Annotated in this window: 14 protein-coding genes; 10 read left to right on the top strand and 4 right to left on the bottom strand. The window is 38.6% G+C overall.

What is annotated here, in order from left to right; genetic code table 11:
- Positions 1–3 precede the first annotated feature (3 nt).
- The 9 genes from ABS301_RS03255 (at position 4) to ABS301_RS03215 (ending at position 12,488) form a co-directional block, all read left to right on the top strand.
- Positions 4–1,617 (top strand): nickel ABC transporter substrate-binding protein, encoded by a 1,614-nt coding sequence (locus ABS301_RS03255; RefSeq protein WP_349670833.1) that lies wholly within the window; start codon positions 4–6, stop codon positions 1,615–1,617.
- A gap of 666 nt (positions 1,618–2,283) precedes the next feature.
- Positions 2,284–3,096, top strand: a complete 813-nt coding sequence (locus ABS301_RS03250) for a MerR family transcriptional regulator (protein ID WP_349670832.1) — start codon at positions 2,284–2,286, stop codon at positions 3,094–3,096.
- On the top strand, positions 3,089–3,505 hold the full coding sequence (locus tag ABS301_RS03245; RefSeq protein ID WP_349670831.1) for an ATP-binding cassette domain-containing protein: 417 nt from the start codon (positions 3,089–3,091) through the stop codon (positions 3,503–3,505). Before ABS301_RS03250 ends, ABS301_RS03245 begins: the two co-directional genes overlap by 8 nt.
- A gap of 248 nt (positions 3,506–3,753) precedes the next feature.
- Positions 3,754–5,802, top strand: a complete 2,049-nt coding sequence (locus ABS301_RS03240) for a glycosyl hydrolase 115 family protein (RefSeq protein ID WP_349670830.1) — start codon at positions 3,754–3,756, stop codon at positions 5,800–5,802.
- 53 nt (positions 5,803–5,855) lie between these two features.
- Entirely contained in the window at positions 5,856–7,619 is a 1,764-nt protein-coding gene (locus ABS301_RS03235; protein ID WP_349670829.1) for a sensor histidine kinase, read from the top strand.
- Positions 7,612–9,132: a response regulator transcription factor gene (locus ABS301_RS03230; RefSeq protein WP_349670828.1), complete on the top strand. Its 1,521-nt coding sequence runs from the start codon at positions 7,612–7,614 to the stop codon at positions 9,130–9,132. Before ABS301_RS03235 ends, ABS301_RS03230 begins: the two co-directional genes overlap by 8 nt.
- 155 nt (positions 9,133–9,287) lie before the next feature.
- Positions 9,288–10,658 (top strand): ABC transporter substrate-binding protein, encoded by a 1,371-nt coding sequence (locus ABS301_RS03225; protein WP_349670827.1) that lies wholly within the window; start codon positions 9,288–9,290, stop codon positions 10,656–10,658.
- Between the two features lie 141 nt (positions 10,659–10,799).
- Positions 10,800–11,633 carry a carbohydrate ABC transporter permease gene (locus ABS301_RS03220; RefSeq protein ID WP_349670826.1) on the top strand — a complete coding sequence of 278 codons (834 nt, stop codon included), beginning with the start codon at positions 10,800–10,802 and terminating at the stop codon, positions 11,631–11,633.
- 3 nt (positions 11,634–11,636) lie between these two features.
- Positions 11,637–12,488, top strand: a complete 852-nt coding sequence (locus tag ABS301_RS03215) for a carbohydrate ABC transporter permease (protein WP_349670825.1) — start codon at positions 11,637–11,639, stop codon at positions 12,486–12,488.
- 226 nt (positions 12,489–12,714) lie between these two features.
- Here the strand turns inward: ABS301_RS03215 and ABS301_RS03210 are convergent, their stop codons facing one another.
- Together ABS301_RS03210 and ABS301_RS03205 are read right to left on the bottom strand one after the other, a co-directional pair.
- Positions 12,715–14,604 carry an ABC transporter ATP-binding protein gene (locus ABS301_RS03210; RefSeq protein ID WP_349670824.1) on the bottom strand — a complete coding sequence of 630 codons (1,890 nt, stop codon included), beginning with the start codon at positions 14,602–14,604 and terminating at the stop codon, positions 12,715–12,717.
- A 3-nt stretch (positions 14,605–14,607) separates the two neighbouring features.
- Positions 14,608–16,344, bottom strand: a complete 1,737-nt coding sequence (locus ABS301_RS03205; protein ID WP_349670823.1) for an ABC transporter ATP-binding protein — start codon at positions 16,342–16,344, stop codon at positions 14,608–14,610.
- A 166-nt stretch (positions 16,345–16,510) separates the two neighbouring features.
- On the opposite strand from ABS301_RS03205, the gene ABS301_RS03200 reads away from it, so the two are divergent.
- Positions 16,511–17,053, top strand: a complete 543-nt coding sequence (locus ABS301_RS03200) for a TetR/AcrR family transcriptional regulator (protein ID WP_349670822.1) — start codon at positions 16,511–16,513, stop codon at positions 17,051–17,053.
- 81 nt (positions 17,054–17,134) lie between these two features.
- On the opposite strand, the gene ABS301_RS03195 is transcribed toward ABS301_RS03200, so the two are convergent.
- Positions 17,135–17,677: a ClbS/DfsB family four-helix bundle protein gene (locus ABS301_RS03195; RefSeq protein ID WP_349670821.1), complete on the bottom strand. Its 543-nt coding sequence runs from the start codon at positions 17,675–17,677 to the stop codon at positions 17,135–17,137.
- 73 nt (positions 17,678–17,750) lie between these two features.
- The gene (locus ABS301_RS03190; protein ID WP_349670820.1) at positions 17,751–18,647 is read right to left on the bottom strand and encodes a helix-turn-helix transcriptional regulator; all 897 of its coding nucleotides are present in this window, start codon (positions 18,645–18,647) and stop codon (positions 17,751–17,753) included.
- Positions 18,648–18,653: the final 6 nt, after the last annotated feature.

Raw genomic sequence — 18,653 nt, 5'->3', positions numbered from 1 at the left:
AACATGAAAAATATTTGGAAAAAAACACTTTCGACACTCTTAAGCGGCGTTCTCCTCACATTTTGCCTGGCTGGCTGCGGGCAAAATACAAAAACGCCTGACACAAGTCAGTCATTATCTACAAAGATATTAACTATTTGTACCGCAAAGGAGCTGGATAACCTTACAACTCTGACCATGAATAAAGAAAATAATATTGCCTGCGGTTTGGTATATGAAACGCTGGTGGCCTACGAAAACGGTAAAATTGTTCCAAATCTGGCAAAAGACTGGAGTTGGGACAAGACCAATACGGTACTCACATTCAATCTGCAACAGGGAGTTACATTTACCGATGGTACAGAATTTAATGCTGATAGTGTAGAAGCAATTTTGGAATTTGATCGTTCAAACTCCAATTTTAGTGGCATTAAAGGTATTTATAATATCCAGAGTGTTGAGCCAATTGATAAATACACGGTTGCTGTTCATTATGAGGCTCCATGCTTCTCCTATTTAAATGATTTCTGTTTTCAGAATGTTGCTGGCATGATGTCACCAAATGCTTTCGAAGCTGGTAATTTCCAGACATTCAAGGATGTTGTAGGAACTGGTCCTTATATAAGAAAAGAGATAATTTCTGGAGACTGCACCCGCTTTGTTCGCAACGAAAAATATTGGGGGAAAGCACCGTATTATGATGAGGTCATTGTAAAATATATTCCGGAGGCTTCTTCACGGCTACAGGCGTTACAGACCGGAGAAGTAGATATGATTTATGGCGCAGAGCTGATTACATACGATGATTACAATCAGGCAATTACTTTGGAGGGGATTCGTGGTGAAATAAATGAAGGCAATACGCTGACCCGCAATTTGGTGCTAAATGCCGCCCGCCAGGTATTGGGTGATGTTAAGGTTCGTGAAGCAATTGCGTATGCAATTAATAAGCAGGAAATCACGGAGGGGCTGACCTATGGTTATGAAACTCCGGCCACCACCTTGTTCAGTAAAGACGCACCTTATACAGATATTAGTTACAACACCATACGAAAATTTGATTTAGACAAGACCAATACACTGCTTGATGAAGCAGGCTGGGTATTAAATGAAAAAACAGGGTTCCGTGAGAAAGATGGGAAGGCGCTGACGCTTAATTATACTTATTGGGCAGATATCTCTCTGGCTCAGGAAATGGCATTGGCAATCAAAACCCAGCTTGCTAAAATAGGTATCAATGTTGTGACCACCGGACAAGATCAGATGACCTGGTGGACAGAAGGTGTTGCTGGCAACTATGATATTACTACCTGGAACACGGAAGGTTCATATACAGAGCCCCACAAATTCCTTCAGGAAACTCTGGGTGCTGATCCTCATGCAGTTTCTCTTCAAGCATTAGATGACTTTGCGGATTACTCCGCTGCAGTTAAGCAGTTTTCTACAACTGCGGATATTAACGCAGTTAAGGACGCCATTGCGACTGCATTAAACATATCAAATGACAACGTGATTGACTTGCCTATTTCTTATTCAAAAGATTTGGTAGTGTATAATAGCGCTAAAATTGCAGGATACACTTTTTCTAGCGTTCCGCAGTTTTTTGATATTAATAATGTTCAGCCTGTTCAGAAATAGTAAAAATCCTTCCAGAAATTGAAAAATGAAATTACTAAAGTTTGGTGCGGCATTGATTGAAGCAGTTGGGGAAGCAGCGGTGGAGCAGGAAGAAACAAATAAACTTAAAAGATCCATGGCAGACAGGAGGAGATAATAAGTATTGAATTTGGTATGCCCACATTAATCGAACTGGCCAGTTTGGAGGAAAATGCAAGACTTAAATTTCAGAGTGTTTCAGGATATATCAAAATATTTCCATAGAAAATACAGGAGGTTTTACAGAATTTCAAAAAGAAGCAATTGAAATTTTACTTGATAGTTCCATATTTACACTTACCTGGGATATTGGGCATTCTTATTCTGCCGGTAATGTTGATGAACCGTATATTATGCAAAATGAAACTAAGTTAAAACATTTTCATATACACGATGCTATGGGACACAAAATCATATGACTCTCGGTAAAGGAAATATTAATTTACTTGAAAAGCTTAATATTGCCAGATTTATTTAAAGGTTAAATAGAATAATGGTACACCATATGTAAAGTGTAAGAGCATACCAATGGACAATAAAGTCAGGAGGTATGCTCCTTTTCCATTAGCAAGTAAATGTTCATAAAACACTTGCATGTGACGTTACGTAATGTGGTAAACTGAAATGCGTAAGGAGGGGAGGTATGACATGAATAATCAAAAAATGAAGTTTTTTACAATTGGTGATCTGGCTGAAAAAGCCGGGGTTTCCGTCAGAACACTGCAATACTACGATAAAACAGATCTGCTGAAACCAGTTCTCAGCGAAGGTGGACGTAGAATGTACACACGTGACGATATTTTCAAGCTGCAACAGATTTTGTTCTTTAAGTCCTGTGGATTCTCTCTTGGGCAAATAAGAGAAAGAATATTGAAGTTTAAATCAGCTTCAGATCTTGAAGATGCATTTGTGGAACAGCGTGATATTCTGTCAGGGCAAATTGAGAATCTGAATAATATCGCTAAAATACTCGATTCAGTGATCTGTGAAACCAGGAAAGGCAAGGAAATCAGCCTGGATAAGCTCATGGCCATCATGTACCTGATGAGGCAGGAAAGTCCATATGCTTTCATGCTGAGTTATTTTGGCTCCGAACAATTGAAAAATATATCAGAGAAATTCCAGAAAACTGATTCACAGGATAAAAGCAAGGTTATTATTGAAAATACAAAAGAACTCCTTGCTGAGCTGAATTTACTGTACCCAAAAGGCGCTGATCCTGCATCACGTGAAGGACAGGAGTTGGCAAAACGCTGGTGGGAGATGGTTACGAATTTCACAGATGGTGATCTGGGACTACTGAAAACGCTTGTTAGTGCTGGGATGGATATTAGGAATTGGCCTGATGAAACAAATGATTTCCGGGAAGCAATTGAACGCTTCCTGGGGCCGGCACTCAGAATATACTTAGGCGGCGAAAATATAAATCTATTGGAATTGGGGGGTGATATGAATGAGTGAATTTGCTGTAAGTGTAAAAGGGTTAATAAAACGCTACGGATCGATTACGGCAATAAAAGAAATTTATTTAGATATTAAAAAAGGTGAAGTGTTCGGCCTTTTAGGGCCAAACGGAGCAGGAAAAACAACTACGCTTGAATGCCTCGAAGGAATCAGAAAATTTGATGGGGGAAGCCTCCGTGTGGCAGATTGTGATCCACGTGCAGGTGGCGGATCTCTCCGACGGAAACTTGGTGTTCAGCTACAGTCATCATCACTGCCAGATAATATTCGAGTAGATGAAGCACTGCAACTTGTTTGCGCATTCAGCAGGGTTCCTGTGCAACAAGAACTGGTTACAAAGTTTGGTATCAGACCTTTGCTGAGGTGGTTTTATTATTATGTATATAGAAAAAGATTAGAGAGATAGGTAAAAAACAGGATGATAAGACGACTTTTTTACCTCCTTAAAATATGAATGAGAAGTAGATTGTAGATGCTTCCAAGCGGATTTTAGAATCTGGGTATATAGCAGACGTTTGTTTCTTGTGCTGACATCATAATATCCCAAAGTCGGTTTTTTTCATAACAAATATAGGATAATTACATTTCCTTATTTTATAATTGCGTATAAAATTAAGGTATAACAGGCAAATGCCGGAAAGGAACTGTATTGTGATGGCTGGATTTATATTGGATCAGGGAACAACGATACACTCAAACTATGAAAGTGAACCTGTGAAACGTGGGATAGAACGTTTTTACCGGGATATGGATATGGTTTTTATGCCCCTTCAGAAAGGTGCGGAAACTTTATCAGGAAAAATAATTTTAGAAAAGAAACCGTTTGAGGCTGAGAAATATTTCATACGGGTGAAAAGCTGCCATGAAATTGTAATTGAGGCTGCCGATGATTTGGGTTTTGTTTACGCTCTATTCTACATCAGTGAGTGTTATATGAAAATTCAACCGTTCTGGTTTTGGAATGACCAAAAGTTTGTCAAAAAAGAGAGGGTTGTCATCCCATTGTCCGAGTTGAACTCCTCCTCAAAATGTGTGGATTTCAGAGGCTGGTTTATCAATGATGAAGTTTTACTCAGCCACTGGGATGGAGGGAAGAATAAAGAATATCCCTGGGAGATGGCATTTGAAGCACTCCTGCGCTGTGGAGGTAATGTCGTAATCCCTGGTACGGATTCAAATTCCAAACGATATGCATCTTTAGCGTCTGCTATGGGGCTGTGGATTACTCATCATCATGCAGAACCTCTGGGAGCCGAGATGTTCCTGCGAGCCTATCCAGATAAAAACCCCTCGTTTAGAGAGCATCCAGATCTGTTCCGCTGCCTCTGGAAAGAGGGGATTGAAAGGCAGAAAAAGGAACGGATTATCTGGAATCTGGGATTTCGGGGGCAGGGAGATACGCCCTTCTGGGAACAGGATCCATTATATGATACTCCGAGAAAAAGAGGGGATTTAATTAGCAGCATTATGCAGGAACAGGTTGAACTTGTAAAGGAATATGTAGAGAATCCGGTATTTTGCACCAACCTTTATGGAGAAACCATGGAATTATACCAGCAGGGATTTTTGACTCTTCCGGATGATGTAATCATGATTTGGGCGGATAATGGATATGGAAAAATGGTATCCAGAAGACAGGGAAACCACAATCCAAGAGTTCCGGCGCTTCCTGGTGAAAATTTAAAGGGTCAGAGCCACGGTGTATATTATCATGTTTCTTTTTATGATCTGCAGGCGGCCAATGTACTTACCATGATTCCCAATTCCATGGAATTTGTTGAAAGGGAATTAAAAAATGCTTACAGCTGTGGAGTAAAAAATATGTGGTTGATTAACTGTTCCAATATAAAGCCTCATGTGTATCCTTTGGACTTTATTTCCTCACTCTGGAATGGAAGTATGGATTCACCGGACAAACATCTGGAAAAATATCTAACCGCTTATTATCTAACTGAAAATCACTTGAAAGACCAGAAACAACGGTTATTAAAAGAAATGAAGGCTTGCTTTCAAGGGTATTTTCATACGACGCTTCCTTATGGAATACTGGAAGATGAGCGTGCCGGTGAACAATTTTACAACTACGTTACCAGAGTCCTGATACATGGTTTTATGAAAAACGGAGGTACAAAGCCCTGTGAGGAGCTAGACTGGTGTATACCAGCCAAGCATTTTTCAGATCAGATTAAATGGTATCAGGAAAAATGCAAAAAAGCATATCCCCAATTTAATGAACTTTTGAAATCTTGTATCAGTATAAGCGAGAATGCAGGAACTCTGTGGGCGGATTCTATTTTGCTTCAGATAAAGATCCACGCATGGTGTCTGTCCGGTGTTATTCACTTTACTAATGCGTTTGATGCCTATGCGGAAGAAAATTATATGAAAGCTTTTTATGAACTGGGACAGGCAGCCGATTTGTTTATAGCGGCGGATGAAGCAATGAAGAGCTGCTGTCACGATAAATGGGAGGGCTTTTATGATAACGACTGTCAGACCGATATTAAAGAGACGGCTTATCTATTACGGCAGCTTATGGGATATGTGAGGAATGTGGGAGATGGGCCTTATTTCTATCAGTGGCAGCGGCTGGTTATTTATCCAGAGAAAGACAGAAAGATACTTCTTTTATTAAATGAAGAAAACCATATGACAGATGAAGAATTGTATGGAGCAATGAAAGAAAAAGAAGTCAGGTTGTAACAGAGGATTTAATTATGGTATAATACCATAAATTTTGGAAGGATCCGGCGCTCATGAAGTTAAAACGTGGTTACTGGTATAAAAAATATTGTAATTTAAAATTAGCAGAGAAAATGATCATTGTTTATGTCCTCATGGTTGGAATCTGCTGTGTCTTAAGTATCACAGCACTCCAATACAGTTTTAACATTTATGACGGAAAACTGTATGAAAAATCGCTTCAGGAACTTGACTATTTTACACAGCAGGTAAACAGAAACTTAGATGAGGTGGAGAACCTCTCGTTTAATATTGCAATTGATGTAAAAATCCAGGAGCAACTTGAAAAGATCAAAGGTTTAAAGCATTTCACAGCGGAATATTCATATGAAGTATATCAGCTAAAAATGCTTATAATCAATGAACTGGCCAATTCCAATATTATTTCTAACATTTTATATACGGATGGGGATACGACCCGGTTCTTGATAGGGACAGCAACGGGCACTCTTGGTGAAGAGGAGTATGAATCGGTGATGGGTCGGATTCATGAAGCCAAAGGTGCTTATGTTGTACAGGAACCGGGGAAAGAGTATCCCTTCCTCTTAACAGGGCGGGATATCCGCAAACATATTGATGCCAGTCTTGAGTATCTGGGAAGCTTATTGATTACCAGTGATGTGGCAGGGGTGATTGAGAAGAATATCGATGAATTAGAAGCGGAGAGTTCAGCGCTTTGTGTTTATTCTGATAATGGGATTATTTATGAAAATCAGGTTAATATGATGGACAGCATTCCGGAGCTTCAAGGTGATAAAGGCTATCAGATTATAAAAATCCACGGGCAGCGGTATTTTATGTGCTATTTAAAATCTTCTAAAACTGGTTGGACATATGTAAATATGTTCCCTTATACGGAAATTTACGGACAGAACCAGAATCTGAGATATCTGATATTGGGAGGATTTCTCACACTGTTTATCGTCGTTGCACTGATTTTAAAAAAGATAGCTTATATCATTACAAAACCTCTTGAAAATCTTACAAAAAGTATGAAAATTGTGGAGGATGGAAATTTTAATGGTGCGAAAAATTATCTGGAAATCAATGGTCGCCAGGATGAGATAGGCCTGCTGACACAAGAGTTTAAAGTCATGCTGGATAAGATTGATAACCTGATTCGTGAAGATTATAAGAAGCAGATTCTAATTAAAGATACAAAATATAAGATGCTTCAGGCACAAATAAACCCACATTTTCTTTATAATACACTTAACAGCATCAACTGGATGATACAGGCAAAAAGGAATGACGAAGCAGCTAAAATGACGGTTGCGTTGGGAATGATTTTACGCTCGGCTCTCAGTAAAGAACAGTTCTTTACGATGGAAGAAGAGACTAATATATTGAAACGATATATTACGATACAGGAGTTCCGATACAGGAAACGAGTTGTATTCATTATAGATTCCGATGTTTCCGGTGCCTATCTGATTCCTCACATGACAATACAGCCGCTTGTAGAGAATTCCATCTATCATGGGGTGGAAAAAATGCTGACACCATGTACCATAACTGTTTCCATAAGAGAAGAAATGGAGCGTATACAAATACAGGTCTCAGATGATGGTCCAGGAATGACAGAAAAAGAACTGAGAGCAGTGCGTTCATTCTCGGCAGAAACCCACGGACATGGATATGGGCTGAAAAATATTTATGAACGGCTGATGATGGCATTTGATGTGAAAGCAGAGTTTGAAATAAGCAGCACTCCTGGTGGAGGAACAACCGTAACCATTAGAATTCCGAAAGTAGAGGCAGAAAAAAAGAATGTATAAGGTAATGCTTGTAGATGATGAAGATATTGAAAGAGAGGCTATGGCAGATATTATCCCATGGGAAAAGATAGGGATGCAATTAGTAGATATGGCTTGGAATGGGATCGAAGGTCTGGAAAAAATACAGACTAATTTGCCTGATATCGTCATTACGGATATTAAAATGCCTGTTATGGATGGAATTGAACTAATAAAAAGGACCCACGAATTATATCCAAATATATTTTTTGTGGTCTTGTCCGGTTATGGGGAATATGAATACACCAGCAAAGCCATGGAGTTGGAAATAAGACATTATATTTTAAAACCCTGTGATGTGAATAAAATCGTGGAGGTTCTTTTAAATGTTAAAAAGGAGCTTTTGAACAGAGAAGAAAAATTAAAATCAGAACGGCAATATCTAAACAGTATCGAGCGGATGGTTCCTCAAATCAAGGAACGCATTTTTTATGAATTGATAAGAAAAGAGGAACTCTCAGTATCGGATAAGATACTTCTTTCAACTTTTAAAGAGAGTTTTTCAGATGATGTAATTCTTCTATCCGTTCGTGGTCCCAAGGAATTTGACCAGTTGGACCGATTTGCATTAACGAATATTATAACAGAGTTTATAGGGGAAGATCAGGTATATATGAATGCGGGATTAAATAAGGAGATTGTATACCTTCTGCCTGCTGCGCTTTCATCCCAATTATGTTCTGTGATGCTGAAGGTTTACAGCGAATATAATAAGTACAAAAAAGTCAGGCTTCGTTCGGCGGTAAGCAAAAGAGGAAGGTTAAAAGAATGTTTTCGACTTTATTGCCAGATTCAGGAACTGTTTGATTTTGGAGGGGTGGAGGAAAAACAGGAATTTTTACATTTTGGAATGTACCATGATAAAGCGGAGGATTCTTTCTTAATGGTGGATTATACCAAAATTCGGAATGCGAAAAATATTCAGGACTTGATATTTGAAATTTACTGTTCCTGCGTTAAAATGCAAATGCAGAAAATATCATTGGACAGGATGTCAGAGGTATACGGATTCGTTTTGAGGATCCTGTTTGGTGAGAATGAGAAGAAATTAAAAAAATGCGAACAAGTGTCTCAACTTTTGGAGCAAGTGATCGAGAAGTGTGCATTTCATATGAATCTTTCATTTCCCAATACGAAAGATGGAAATCGTATGAGAAAAATTTTGTACATGGTTTACTGGAATATAAAAAATCCAGATTTAAATCTTCAGTACATGGCCCAAAATGAGTTATTTATGAATGAGGATTATTTAGGACGTTTCTTTGCCAAGAATATGAATGAGCGGTTCTCAGCATTTCTTGTTAGAGTCCGTATTTTACTGATTCAAAGACTTCTGTTGTACCAGACAGATATTAAAGTTTCTGATCTGGCTGAGCAGACAGGTTATCCGTCTGATGGGCAATATCTTACAAAAGTATTTAAAAAGCATACTGGTATGGTCCTGTCAGAGTACCGCAGGATGATAAAAAATAACAATGAGGAGAGGGCAGAATGAATTTTATCTGTGCCTTTCTTTTTTTACAATTAATTATTTGCTTTAGTCGGATTTTTACAAAAACCTAGTCTGTTTATTCCATTTCGTTTTCAAAATTAAGTCTTATAATATAGTATATCAGCGCGATAAAACAACTGAAAAGGAGAGGTGTTATTATGAGAAAAACATTAAAAAGGCTTGCGGCTCTGGGGATGGCGGCCGCCATGGTATTTTCAATGACTGGCTGTAGCTCAGGGAATAAGAAAACCAGTACAACAGGAAGTTCAAAAGAAGCTACAGCAGGAAGCACAGGAGACACAAAGACAGCAAGCGGCGAGTCTGTTACGCTTAAGATTACCTGGTGGGGTGGCCAAGGGCGGCATGATTATACACAAAAGCTTTTGGATCTTTATACAAAGTCTCACCCAAATGTGAAATTTGAGGCGATTCCCTCTGGTTGGGATGGATATTTTGACAAGCTGGCCACCCAGGCGGCATCGGGTTCCATGCCAGATTTGGTCCAGATGGATTATCTTTATATAACTACATATGCAAAGAACAATTCACTGGCAGATTTACAGCCGTTTATTGATGATGGAACTATTAATATTTCAAAAGTAGATGAAAAGCTTCTTAATACCGGTAAAATCGATGGAAAGATGACAGGACTTGTACTCGCCAGTTCCTACCTTTCCATGGGATATAATCCAGATGTGCTGGCAGCTGCTGGAGTGGCTGAACCAGACAGTACCTGGACCTGGGAAGATTTTATTACCATGTCAAAAACAATTAAAGAGAAGACTGGAAAATACGGACTGTCCAATGGACCAGTGGATGATACAAATTTCTTTAATTACTGGGTAAGACAACGGGGAGAAAGTCTGTTTAGTGAAGACAAAAAATCCATAGGGTATGCGGATGATAAGATATTCTCTGATTATATCCAGATGTGGGCTGATCAGATGAAAGAAGGCATTATTCCAAATCCTGATGAGTATGCAGCAATCCAAGCGCTGGGGCAGGAAGCAGGTCCTGTAGTGACAGGCGATGGAGCCATGTTGTCTGAATGGAACAATTATGCATCAAAGGTAAGCAGTGTTAATGACAAAATCAAGATGGTTACTCCTCCGTTACTGGCAGACTCTCAGGTCAAAGGGCTTTGGCTGAAGCCGGGAATGTTTTTCTCTGTAGCGGAAACCTCCAAGGTAAAGAAGGAAGCGGCAGAATTTATTAATTGGTTTGTAAATTCTGAAGAGGCAAATGATCTTATTATGGCTGAAAGAGGAACTCCGGTATCTTCTGATATCCGGGAACACATGATTAGTTCAGGTAAGCTCACGGTACAGCAGAAAGCAATGTTTGAAGATTTGGAAAAGGCACTGGTGCTTTGCGGAGAGACGCCAGACCCGGACCCAGTTGGAATGTCAGAAGTTAATGAGGCATTTAAGAATTCGGCATACAGCGCATTTTATGGGCAGATCACTCCAGAGGAGGCAGCTGCAAAATTCAGAAAAGATGCGGATGCAATCTTATCAAGAGGTAACTGATTAAGCTAAATCAGAGAGGATCACGCCATGCGTGCCTCTCTGCTGTTAAATAAGGAGATATTATGAAGCAAAAAAAAGAAAAAAGCTGCTTACAGCCTCTCGGATAATCTGGTCGCTTACCTGCTGTTAGGGCCTTGGATTGTGGGATTTATTGGTATGTGGCTGATTCCTGCAGTTATTTCACTTTACTATTCATTTACAGATTTTAACCTGCTAAATACCCCAAAAATCATCGGATTCACTAATTATACACGGGCATTCACTCAAGATGATACGTTTGTGCAGGCTTTAAAGGTCACGTTTAGTTATGTTCTTGTTCTGGTTCCTTTGCGCTTGGCCTTTGCTCTTTTTGTCGCTATGCTGTTGAATAAAAAACATAAATTCCTTGGACTTTACCGCACCCTTTACTATGTTCCGTCTATTATAGGTGGAAGCATTGCGGTATCCGTCGTTTGGAAGCAGATTTTCGGAAATAAAGGGGTGGTAATGACATTATTATCTGTTTTTGGCATTGAACAGGGGATGTCTTTCCTTGGAAATCCAAAGACTGCCTTAAGTGTCATTATCCTAATGGGGGTGTGGCAGTTTGGCTCTTCCATGCTCATCTTTTTATCTGCATTAAAGCAGATACCTCATGCGATTTATGAGTCTGCTATGGTGGATGGAGCAAAACCTCATTATATATTTATTAGAATTACATTGCCAATGCTTACTCCTACTATTTTCTTTAACCTGATATTACAGATCATAAATGGTTTCCGGGTGTTTACGGAAAGTTATGTTATTACAGATGGAGGTCCTCTGGACAGTACCTTGTCTTATGTACTTTATTTGTACCGCAGGGCGTTCACATTCTTTGATATGGGATACAGCTGTGCTTTGGCCTGGATCCTTGTGACAATTATAGCAGTCTTTACAGTGATCCTTTTCAGAACACAAAAGAATTGGGTATACTACGAATCAGAGGAGGAATAAATCATGGGAATGCATACAAAGAAAAAGTTAAATTCTATTAAGTTTCATGTTGTAGCATGCATGCTTGGTTTTTTAATGATTTATCCACTGCTTTGGCTGTTAGCCAGTTCTTTTAAAAGTAATGATACAATGTTTTTAGATACTTATTCCCTTATTCCCAAAGTGTGGGATGCGGTGACCAACTACCGCAGCGGATTTGGCGGTGTGAGTGGCGTAGGATTTGTTACATTTTTCATAAACTCTTTGTTCGTAACGGTAATAGGAACTGCTGGCTGCGTGTTGACTTCCCTTTTAGCTGCCTACGCTTTAGCGAGATTAAAATTCAAATTTTCTGGATTCTGGTTTGGTTGTGTAATGCTCACCATGATGATTCCTCCTCAGGTAATGGTGGTACCCCAGTATATTATTTTAAAAAAGCTGAATCTGATTGATACCTGGATGGCCCTTGTTCTTCCTTGGCTTTTTGGAGGTGCATTTTTTATCTTCCTTATGGTACAGTTCTTCAGGGGAATACCAAGGGAACTTGATGAAGCAGCAGAGATTGATGGTTGCGGGAGGATTGGAATTCTGTTCCGTATTTTGGTGCCTGTGGTGAAGCCGGCTATTATTAACGCTTCCATCTTTGCATTCTACTGGATCTGGCAGGATTTCTTCCAGCCGTTGATATTTATGAACAGCGCACGCAAATTCACCATACCTTTGGCATTGAATATGTACCTGGATCCCAATTCGTATAATAATTATGGCGGGTTGTTTGCGATGTCAGTGATATCATTGCTGCCGGTTATTATATTTTTTATAGTTTTTCAGAGATACCTGGTAGATGGAATAGCAACGGATGGGATCAAAGGATAATCAACAAAGGAGAGCAGAATAATGATTAATTCGTTATGTAATAGAAGCTGCTACTATGGATATGAAACTCTGGCCAGAAATTGAATATTAATAAAAATAGAGGTTGGTTAATTTAATTAATCACCTCTATTTTAGTAGTAAAGTCTGGTGCAGCAATGATTGAACCTTAGGGTATCTATGCTTTTCTGCATATAAGTTCGTAATTCTTTTACACATCAATTGCTCTTTATTCCAGTTCAAACGCACCTGTATAAAGCTGATAATAGGTACCTTTTTGTTCAATCAGGCTTTCATGGGAACCTCTTTCAATTATTTTCCCATGATCCAAAACCATAATCGCGTCACTATTTTTTACAGTTGAAAGCCTGTGTGCAATGACAAATACAGTTCTTCCTTTCATCAGGTTATCCATACCTGCCTGAACCAGGGCTTCTGTTCTTGTATCAATGGATGAAGTGGCTTCATCTAAGATCATGGCCGGGGGATCGGCAACGGCTGCACGGGCAATTGAAATCAGCTGCCTCTGTCCCTGGGAGAGACTGGAACCATTCCCTGTCAGAATTGTTTCATAGCCGTCCGGAAGTCTTGTTATAAAATCATCCGCATTTGCTAATTTTGCAGCAGCAATACATTCTTCATCTGTGGCATCCAGGCGGCCATAACGGATATTATCCATAACAGAACCGGTAAATAAATTCACATCTTGTAATACTACGCCCAGCGAACTTCTAAGAGCTGGTTTTTTGATTTTAGAAATATTAATTCCGTCGTAACGAATCTTACCTTCTGAAATATCGTAGAAACGATTGATCAGATTTGTAATGGTAGTTTTTCCAGCACCGGTTGCACCCACGAATGCAATTTTTTGCCCCGGTTTAGCAAACAGGGATACATGATTAAGCACCAGTTTATCAGGTATATAGCCAAAGTCAACATCTTCCAGTCTGACGTCTCCAGTAAGCTCAGTAAGGGTGACTGTTCCATTCTGATGAGGATGTTTCCAAGCCCACATTTCTGTGTTTTCTTTCGTCTCTATTAAGCTGCCTTCGGCATCCTTTTTCACATTTACCAGAGTCACATAACCATGGTCCTCCTCAGGCTGTTCATCCATTAACTCAAATACACGGGTTGCACCGGCAAGTCCCATTGCAATCATAGAGACCTGCATAGATGCCTGACCAATGGTCTGGGAAAGCTGTCTTGACATGCCTAAAAACGAAACAATAATACCGATTGAAACAATGCTGACACCAGTAAGACTAATGTTCGGTGCCTTTAAATAGACCATAATTCCTCCAATGACTGCAAGAAGAACATACATAAGATTTCCTACATTACCCAGAATCGGCATCAGAACATTCCCGTTCTGGTTAGCTTTTTCTCCGTCATTAAAAAGCTGTTCATTCAGTTTTTTAAATGCTTCTTTATTCTCTTCTTCATGGCAGAACACTTTAACAACTTTCTGCCCCTGCATCATTTCTTCGATAAAGCCTTCTTCTTTTGCTAAAGATTTTTGTTGCTGAATCATGAAGGCTGCAGTGATACTACCCAGTTTTTTTGTAATCTTCAGCATCAGGAAGATTACGATCATCACTACGAGGGTAAGCCAGATACTGTAGTATAACATGGTTAGGAACATTACCGTGATAGTTAAAGCAGACTGAAAAAGTGTTGGAAGGCTCTGTCCGATGAGCTGTCTTATGGCATCGGTATCATTGGTATAAGTACTCATGATATCTCCATGTACATGCGTATCAAAATACTTAACTGGAAGTGTTTGCATTTTATCAAACATATCATTTCTTAAATTTCTAAGCGTTCCCTGTGTGACAATTGCCATGATCTGATTATAGATGATTGATGCAATGGTGCCGCAGATATAGATAAAACCCATGGTTAACAGTATTGATGTAAATTTGCCTGCTATCGCTTCAAATCCCTGACTCATGCCAGGAGTGATACATTCATCAATTAATCTTTGAATAAAAATCGTTGCAATTGAAGAGGAAAATGAACTGATCACAATACAGATTAAAGTTACAATTAACTGGAATTTGTAATGTGAAAATAAATAGCGGACCAGGCGCCCGAAACTGTGTTGTTTATTCTGATTCATGGGTTAGTCCTCCTTCTTTCCATTAGTCTGTGACTGATAAACTTCCTGATAGATTCCGTTGTAAGCCAGCAATTCTTCATGAGTTCCCTGCTCCGTGATCCTACCGCCATCCATTACAATGATCTGATCTGCATCTTCCAAAGATGATGTTCTCTGTGCAATAATGATTTTAGTTGTATCTGGAATCTCCTCACGAAGAGCCTTTCGAATCATGGCATCTGTCTTTGTATCCACTGCAGAGGTAGAATCATCCAGAATCAGAATCTTAGGTTTTTTCAGCAGGGCTCTGGCAATACAGAGCCTCTGTTTTTGCCCTCCCGAAACATTGGTTCCGCCCTGCTCTATATAGGTATCATATTTTTCAGGGAACTGCTCAATGAATTCATCTGCCTGAGCCAGCTTGCATATTCTCACAAGCTCTTCATCACTGGCGTCTTTTTTCCCCCAGCGCAGATTTTCCTTAATTGTTCCGGAGAATAAGACATTTTTCTGTAATACGACTGCAACTTCATCACGGAGGGATTCCAGATCATAATTTCTCACATCAATTCCACTGACAGAGACCTTTCCCTCTGTGACATCGTAAAGTCTGGAGATCAGCTGGATTAACGATGTTTTCGAGGAGCCTGTTCCACCAAGAACACCTATGGTTTGCCCCGATTTTATGTCCAGATTGATATTCATCAAAGCGGGTTTCTTACTTTTGTCTGAGTATCTAAATGAAACGTTTTCAAACTGAATGTTTCCGTTCTTTACTTCCGCCACCCCATTTTCAGGGGAGGTTAGCGTACTTTCATGATTTAATACCTCATAGATACGATTGGCAGATTCTGTAGCCATGGAGCAGATAACAAAAACCATGGACAACATCATAAGAGAGGAAAGAATCTGTACCCCGTAGTTAATCAGTGAAGATAGCTGTCCCGTAGTTAATTCGGTTGCATTGCTGTTAATAATTGTCTTTGCTCCAATAAAACATACAAGAAAGATGGCAAGCGAAATACAAAACATCAGGATCGGATTGTTCAGAGCAATAATTCTTTCTGCTTTTGTGAATTCTTTGCACACATCAGCGGCCGATTTGTGAAAGTTCTCCTGTTCATAGTCCTCTCTTACGAAAGATTTCACTACACGGATTCCCTGTATATTTTCCTGAACAGAATTGTTCATAGCATCATATTTCTCAAAAATCCGTTTAAATATAGGGAATACTATAAATACAATTGAGAATAATGCAGCTGCTACAATTGGAATCATAATTAGAAAGATAAGGGACATTTTCACACTGATGGTCAGACTGATAATGACTGAGAAAATAAGCATAAGTGGTGTTCTTACTGCGATTCTGATAATCATTTGATATGCATTCTGCACATTGGTCACATCCGTTGTCATTCTTGTCACCAGAGATGATGTGGAGAATTTGTCGATATCAGCAAAAGAAAAGTCTTGTATCTTATAAAAAACATCCTGTCTTAAGTTCTTGGCGAACCCGCAGGATGCGGTAGCACCAATCCTTCCTGACATGTATCCAAAGAACAGGGATAGCATTGCCATAATAATTAATATAACCCCATAACGTATAATTGGTATTAATGATGAACCGGTCATTTTGTCAATTAAATTAGCCATCACCAACGGTAATAAGCATTCTAATATTATTTCCAGAGTTATATATAATGGTGTTAAAATTGAGGCTCTTTTATATTCTCTAATACTCTTCATCAGCGTTTTTATCATATTACTTTCTCCTTTACTTTTGTTTTGCGAGCGAGTATTATTTTATTGAACTATAGTTGATTAGTCAATCATCAATGACTATATTTGGTTCAATAATAAACGATTTTTTGAATTCGTTGATTAACTCATGGGAAAAGAATCTGTTTGAATAGAAAATGAGGTTTTTATGAAAGAAGATTTGAGAGTAATTAAGACAAAAAGAAATATTAAAAGTGTTATGATGGATTTGTTGAAGAAGAAGCCCATAGAAAAAATCACAGTTACGGAACTTGCTTCCCATGCTTTGATAAACAAGGGAACATTTTACCACCATTACTCCGATATTTATGATCTATATCAGGAACTTGTATCGGATTTTATTGAGAATACGATTGGTTCCCTGAATTATTATGAAGAGTTCTTTACTGAACCTGAAAGTTTCTTACAAAAATTTCTTCATGATTTCAGGGTAAATGATATCAAGAAAACATTTCCTTTTTTTCATGAAGGAACTCATAGTCTTTTTTTACCATATTATGTAACTGAATTACTTTTAGACAGACTTATGTCTGTTAACTGTGTGGAAAATACCATTGAAAATCGTGTAAGAGTGCAATGCTGTATTACGGCCGTTACAGCCTCAAAGTCTCATTTTGATGAGTCATATAATAACATTATTATACAAGTTGCAAGTAAGATAATTCATTCAACATTTCCTCAATTAAAGTAAATCAATTAAAACAACTATATTCACAAAAAATGCACTCGTGTGAGCAACCGTTTGCTGTCACGAAGTGCATTTACGTTTCCCCTACATATTTAGACACCTTTTTTTGTGCGCCTTTAGTTTTTTTACGGCCCAATCGTAATGACTTGCTGTAGTGCTGACAAAATACGAACCTAAAGTGCTTCCGCCAACCCATTTATAAATATCTTTCGAAAAAAGCTCTTCATTAGAAAACTTTTCCGCTAACTTTATCACATCGGCATGTGATTTTTCATACAAGTTCTTTGCATCGTCTAATGATGTGTTTTGATGCTTTTTCCAAAACTCTACATTCATAGCTCCATAAGTTTTCCAGTTATAAGGCTCTGGAATAAATGGTTTGTCTTCTCCATTTATATTTGTCTGAACCCAATTAAGCAGCAGCTGATGCCATTCATAGAGATGTATCAGAACATCTCGTAGATTTTTATCCCTGCCCCAATGCGCTTCTTTCTTATTAATGTCTGCTGTAAAATCAAATGGAGCTGACAATTCTTTCTCTGTCAATCCGGAAATAAGCATATTCAGTTTTTCAAAATTGCTATTTGCCGATGCTATCAGATCTGACTTTGTTGCTGCTCTGCCCATGTAATAATCCTCCTAATATTATAGTTTGTATCGCTATAATAAAATAATAACACATAAACTCTGACATCATCTGTCAAGGTTTATATTTTTCGTAAATTTTCTTTGCTTCATCAGACAAAACCTTACGTAAATAAGCAGGCTCAATCACTTCTACATACACACCATAAGAAAGAAGATATCCAATCAGCCATGTATCCTCCGGCATATAGGCAGCCGCAATAAAATCGCCGTTTTCCTGTTTAGTAATTTCATCCTCAGTAAACTCGTCATAGACACGGTAAGCCATTTCCTTCGGGAAGCGAAGTACAATTTTGTTATAGCCATTCTGCTCTGCATCTTGTAACTCAGGAAATTCAACAGGAATAAAATCCTCATCCAAAATTTCACAATCGATAATACGATTTATTTTAAAAAGACGAAAATCATTTTTTTCTGTACAATAGGCTTTTACATACCATTCTTTTGATTTGTAATAAAGTTTCAGAGGCTGGATGTTTCTCTTTGTTTTTTTGAAGTAGGAACTTACATAAACAATCGTCACGACTTTGTGGTTGATAGTTGCATTTTTTAATTGCTCAAACTTAGCATTATCCTGTGTTTTGCTGCTCCAGCGGCTAAAATCTACTTCAATCCAGTTTTCTGGCTGTGTGTTAAAAAGTGCAGAGAGTTTTGTTAACAGCTCTCGTTCATAGGTGTTATCGATAACGGACAAACTTTGCAAGGCGGATAGGATATCGTGCTTTTCTTTATCCGAAAAAAAGGCTTTATCCAAAACATAGTTGTCAAGAATTTGTATTCCACCACTTCTGCCGGTTGTAACGTAAATGGGAATACCAGCGCTACTAATCACATCTACATCACGATAAATTGTTCTGACGGAAACTTCGAATTTTTCTGCCAGTTCTGGAGCAGTAACCCGTCCTTTTTCTAAAATAAAGTAGATAATCTTAAACAGTCGACTTTCTTTCAAACAACC

The organism is Lacrimispora sp. (assembly GCF_031982545.1).
Taxonomy (GTDB): domain Bacteria; phylum Bacillota; class Clostridia; order Lachnospirales; family Lachnospiraceae; genus Lacrimispora.
The sequence above is the reverse complement of the archived record's forward strand: the minus strand, read 5'-3'. Positions and strand labels throughout refer to the sequence as shown.

Coding starts and splice junctions, on each gene's coding strand:
- ABS301_RS03255 (WP_349670833.1), top strand. CDS start 4: ATGAAAAATATTTGGAAAAAAACACTTTCGACACTCTTAAGCGGCGTT.
- ABS301_RS03250 (WP_349670832.1), top strand. CDS start 2,284: ATGAATAATCAAAAAATGAAGTTTTTTACAATTGGTGATCTGGCTGAA.
- ABS301_RS03245 (WP_349670831.1), top strand. CDS start 3,089: ATGAGTGAATTTGCTGTAAGTGTAAAAGGGTTAATAAAACGCTACGGA.
- ABS301_RS03240 (WP_349670830.1), top strand. CDS start 3,754: ATGGCTGGATTTATATTGGATCAGGGAACAACGATACACTCAAACTAT.
- ABS301_RS03235 (WP_349670829.1), top strand. CDS start 5,856: ATGAAGTTAAAACGTGGTTACTGGTATAAAAAATATTGTAATTTAAAA.
- ABS301_RS03230 (WP_349670828.1), top strand. CDS start 7,612: ATGTATAAGGTAATGCTTGTAGATGATGAAGATATTGAAAGAGAGGCT.
- ABS301_RS03225 (WP_349670827.1), top strand. CDS start 9,288: ATGAGAAAAACATTAAAAAGGCTTGCGGCTCTGGGGATGGCGGCCGCC.
- ABS301_RS03215 (WP_349670825.1), top strand. CDS start 11,637: ATGGGAATGCATACAAAGAAAAAGTTAAATTCTATTAAGTTTCATGTT.
- ABS301_RS03210 (WP_349670824.1), bottom strand. CDS start 14,604: ATGAATCAGAATAAACAACACAGTTTCGGGCGCCTGGTCCGCTATTTA.
- ABS301_RS03205 (WP_349670823.1), bottom strand. CDS start 16,344: ATGATAAAAACGCTGATGAAGAGTATTAGAGAATATAAAAGAGCCTCA.
- ABS301_RS03200 (WP_349670822.1), top strand. CDS start 16,511: ATGAAAGAAGATTTGAGAGTAATTAAGACAAAAAGAAATATTAAAAGT.
- ABS301_RS03195 (WP_349670821.1), bottom strand. CDS start 17,677: ATGGGCAGAGCAGCAACAAAGTCAGATCTGATAGCATCGGCAAATAGC.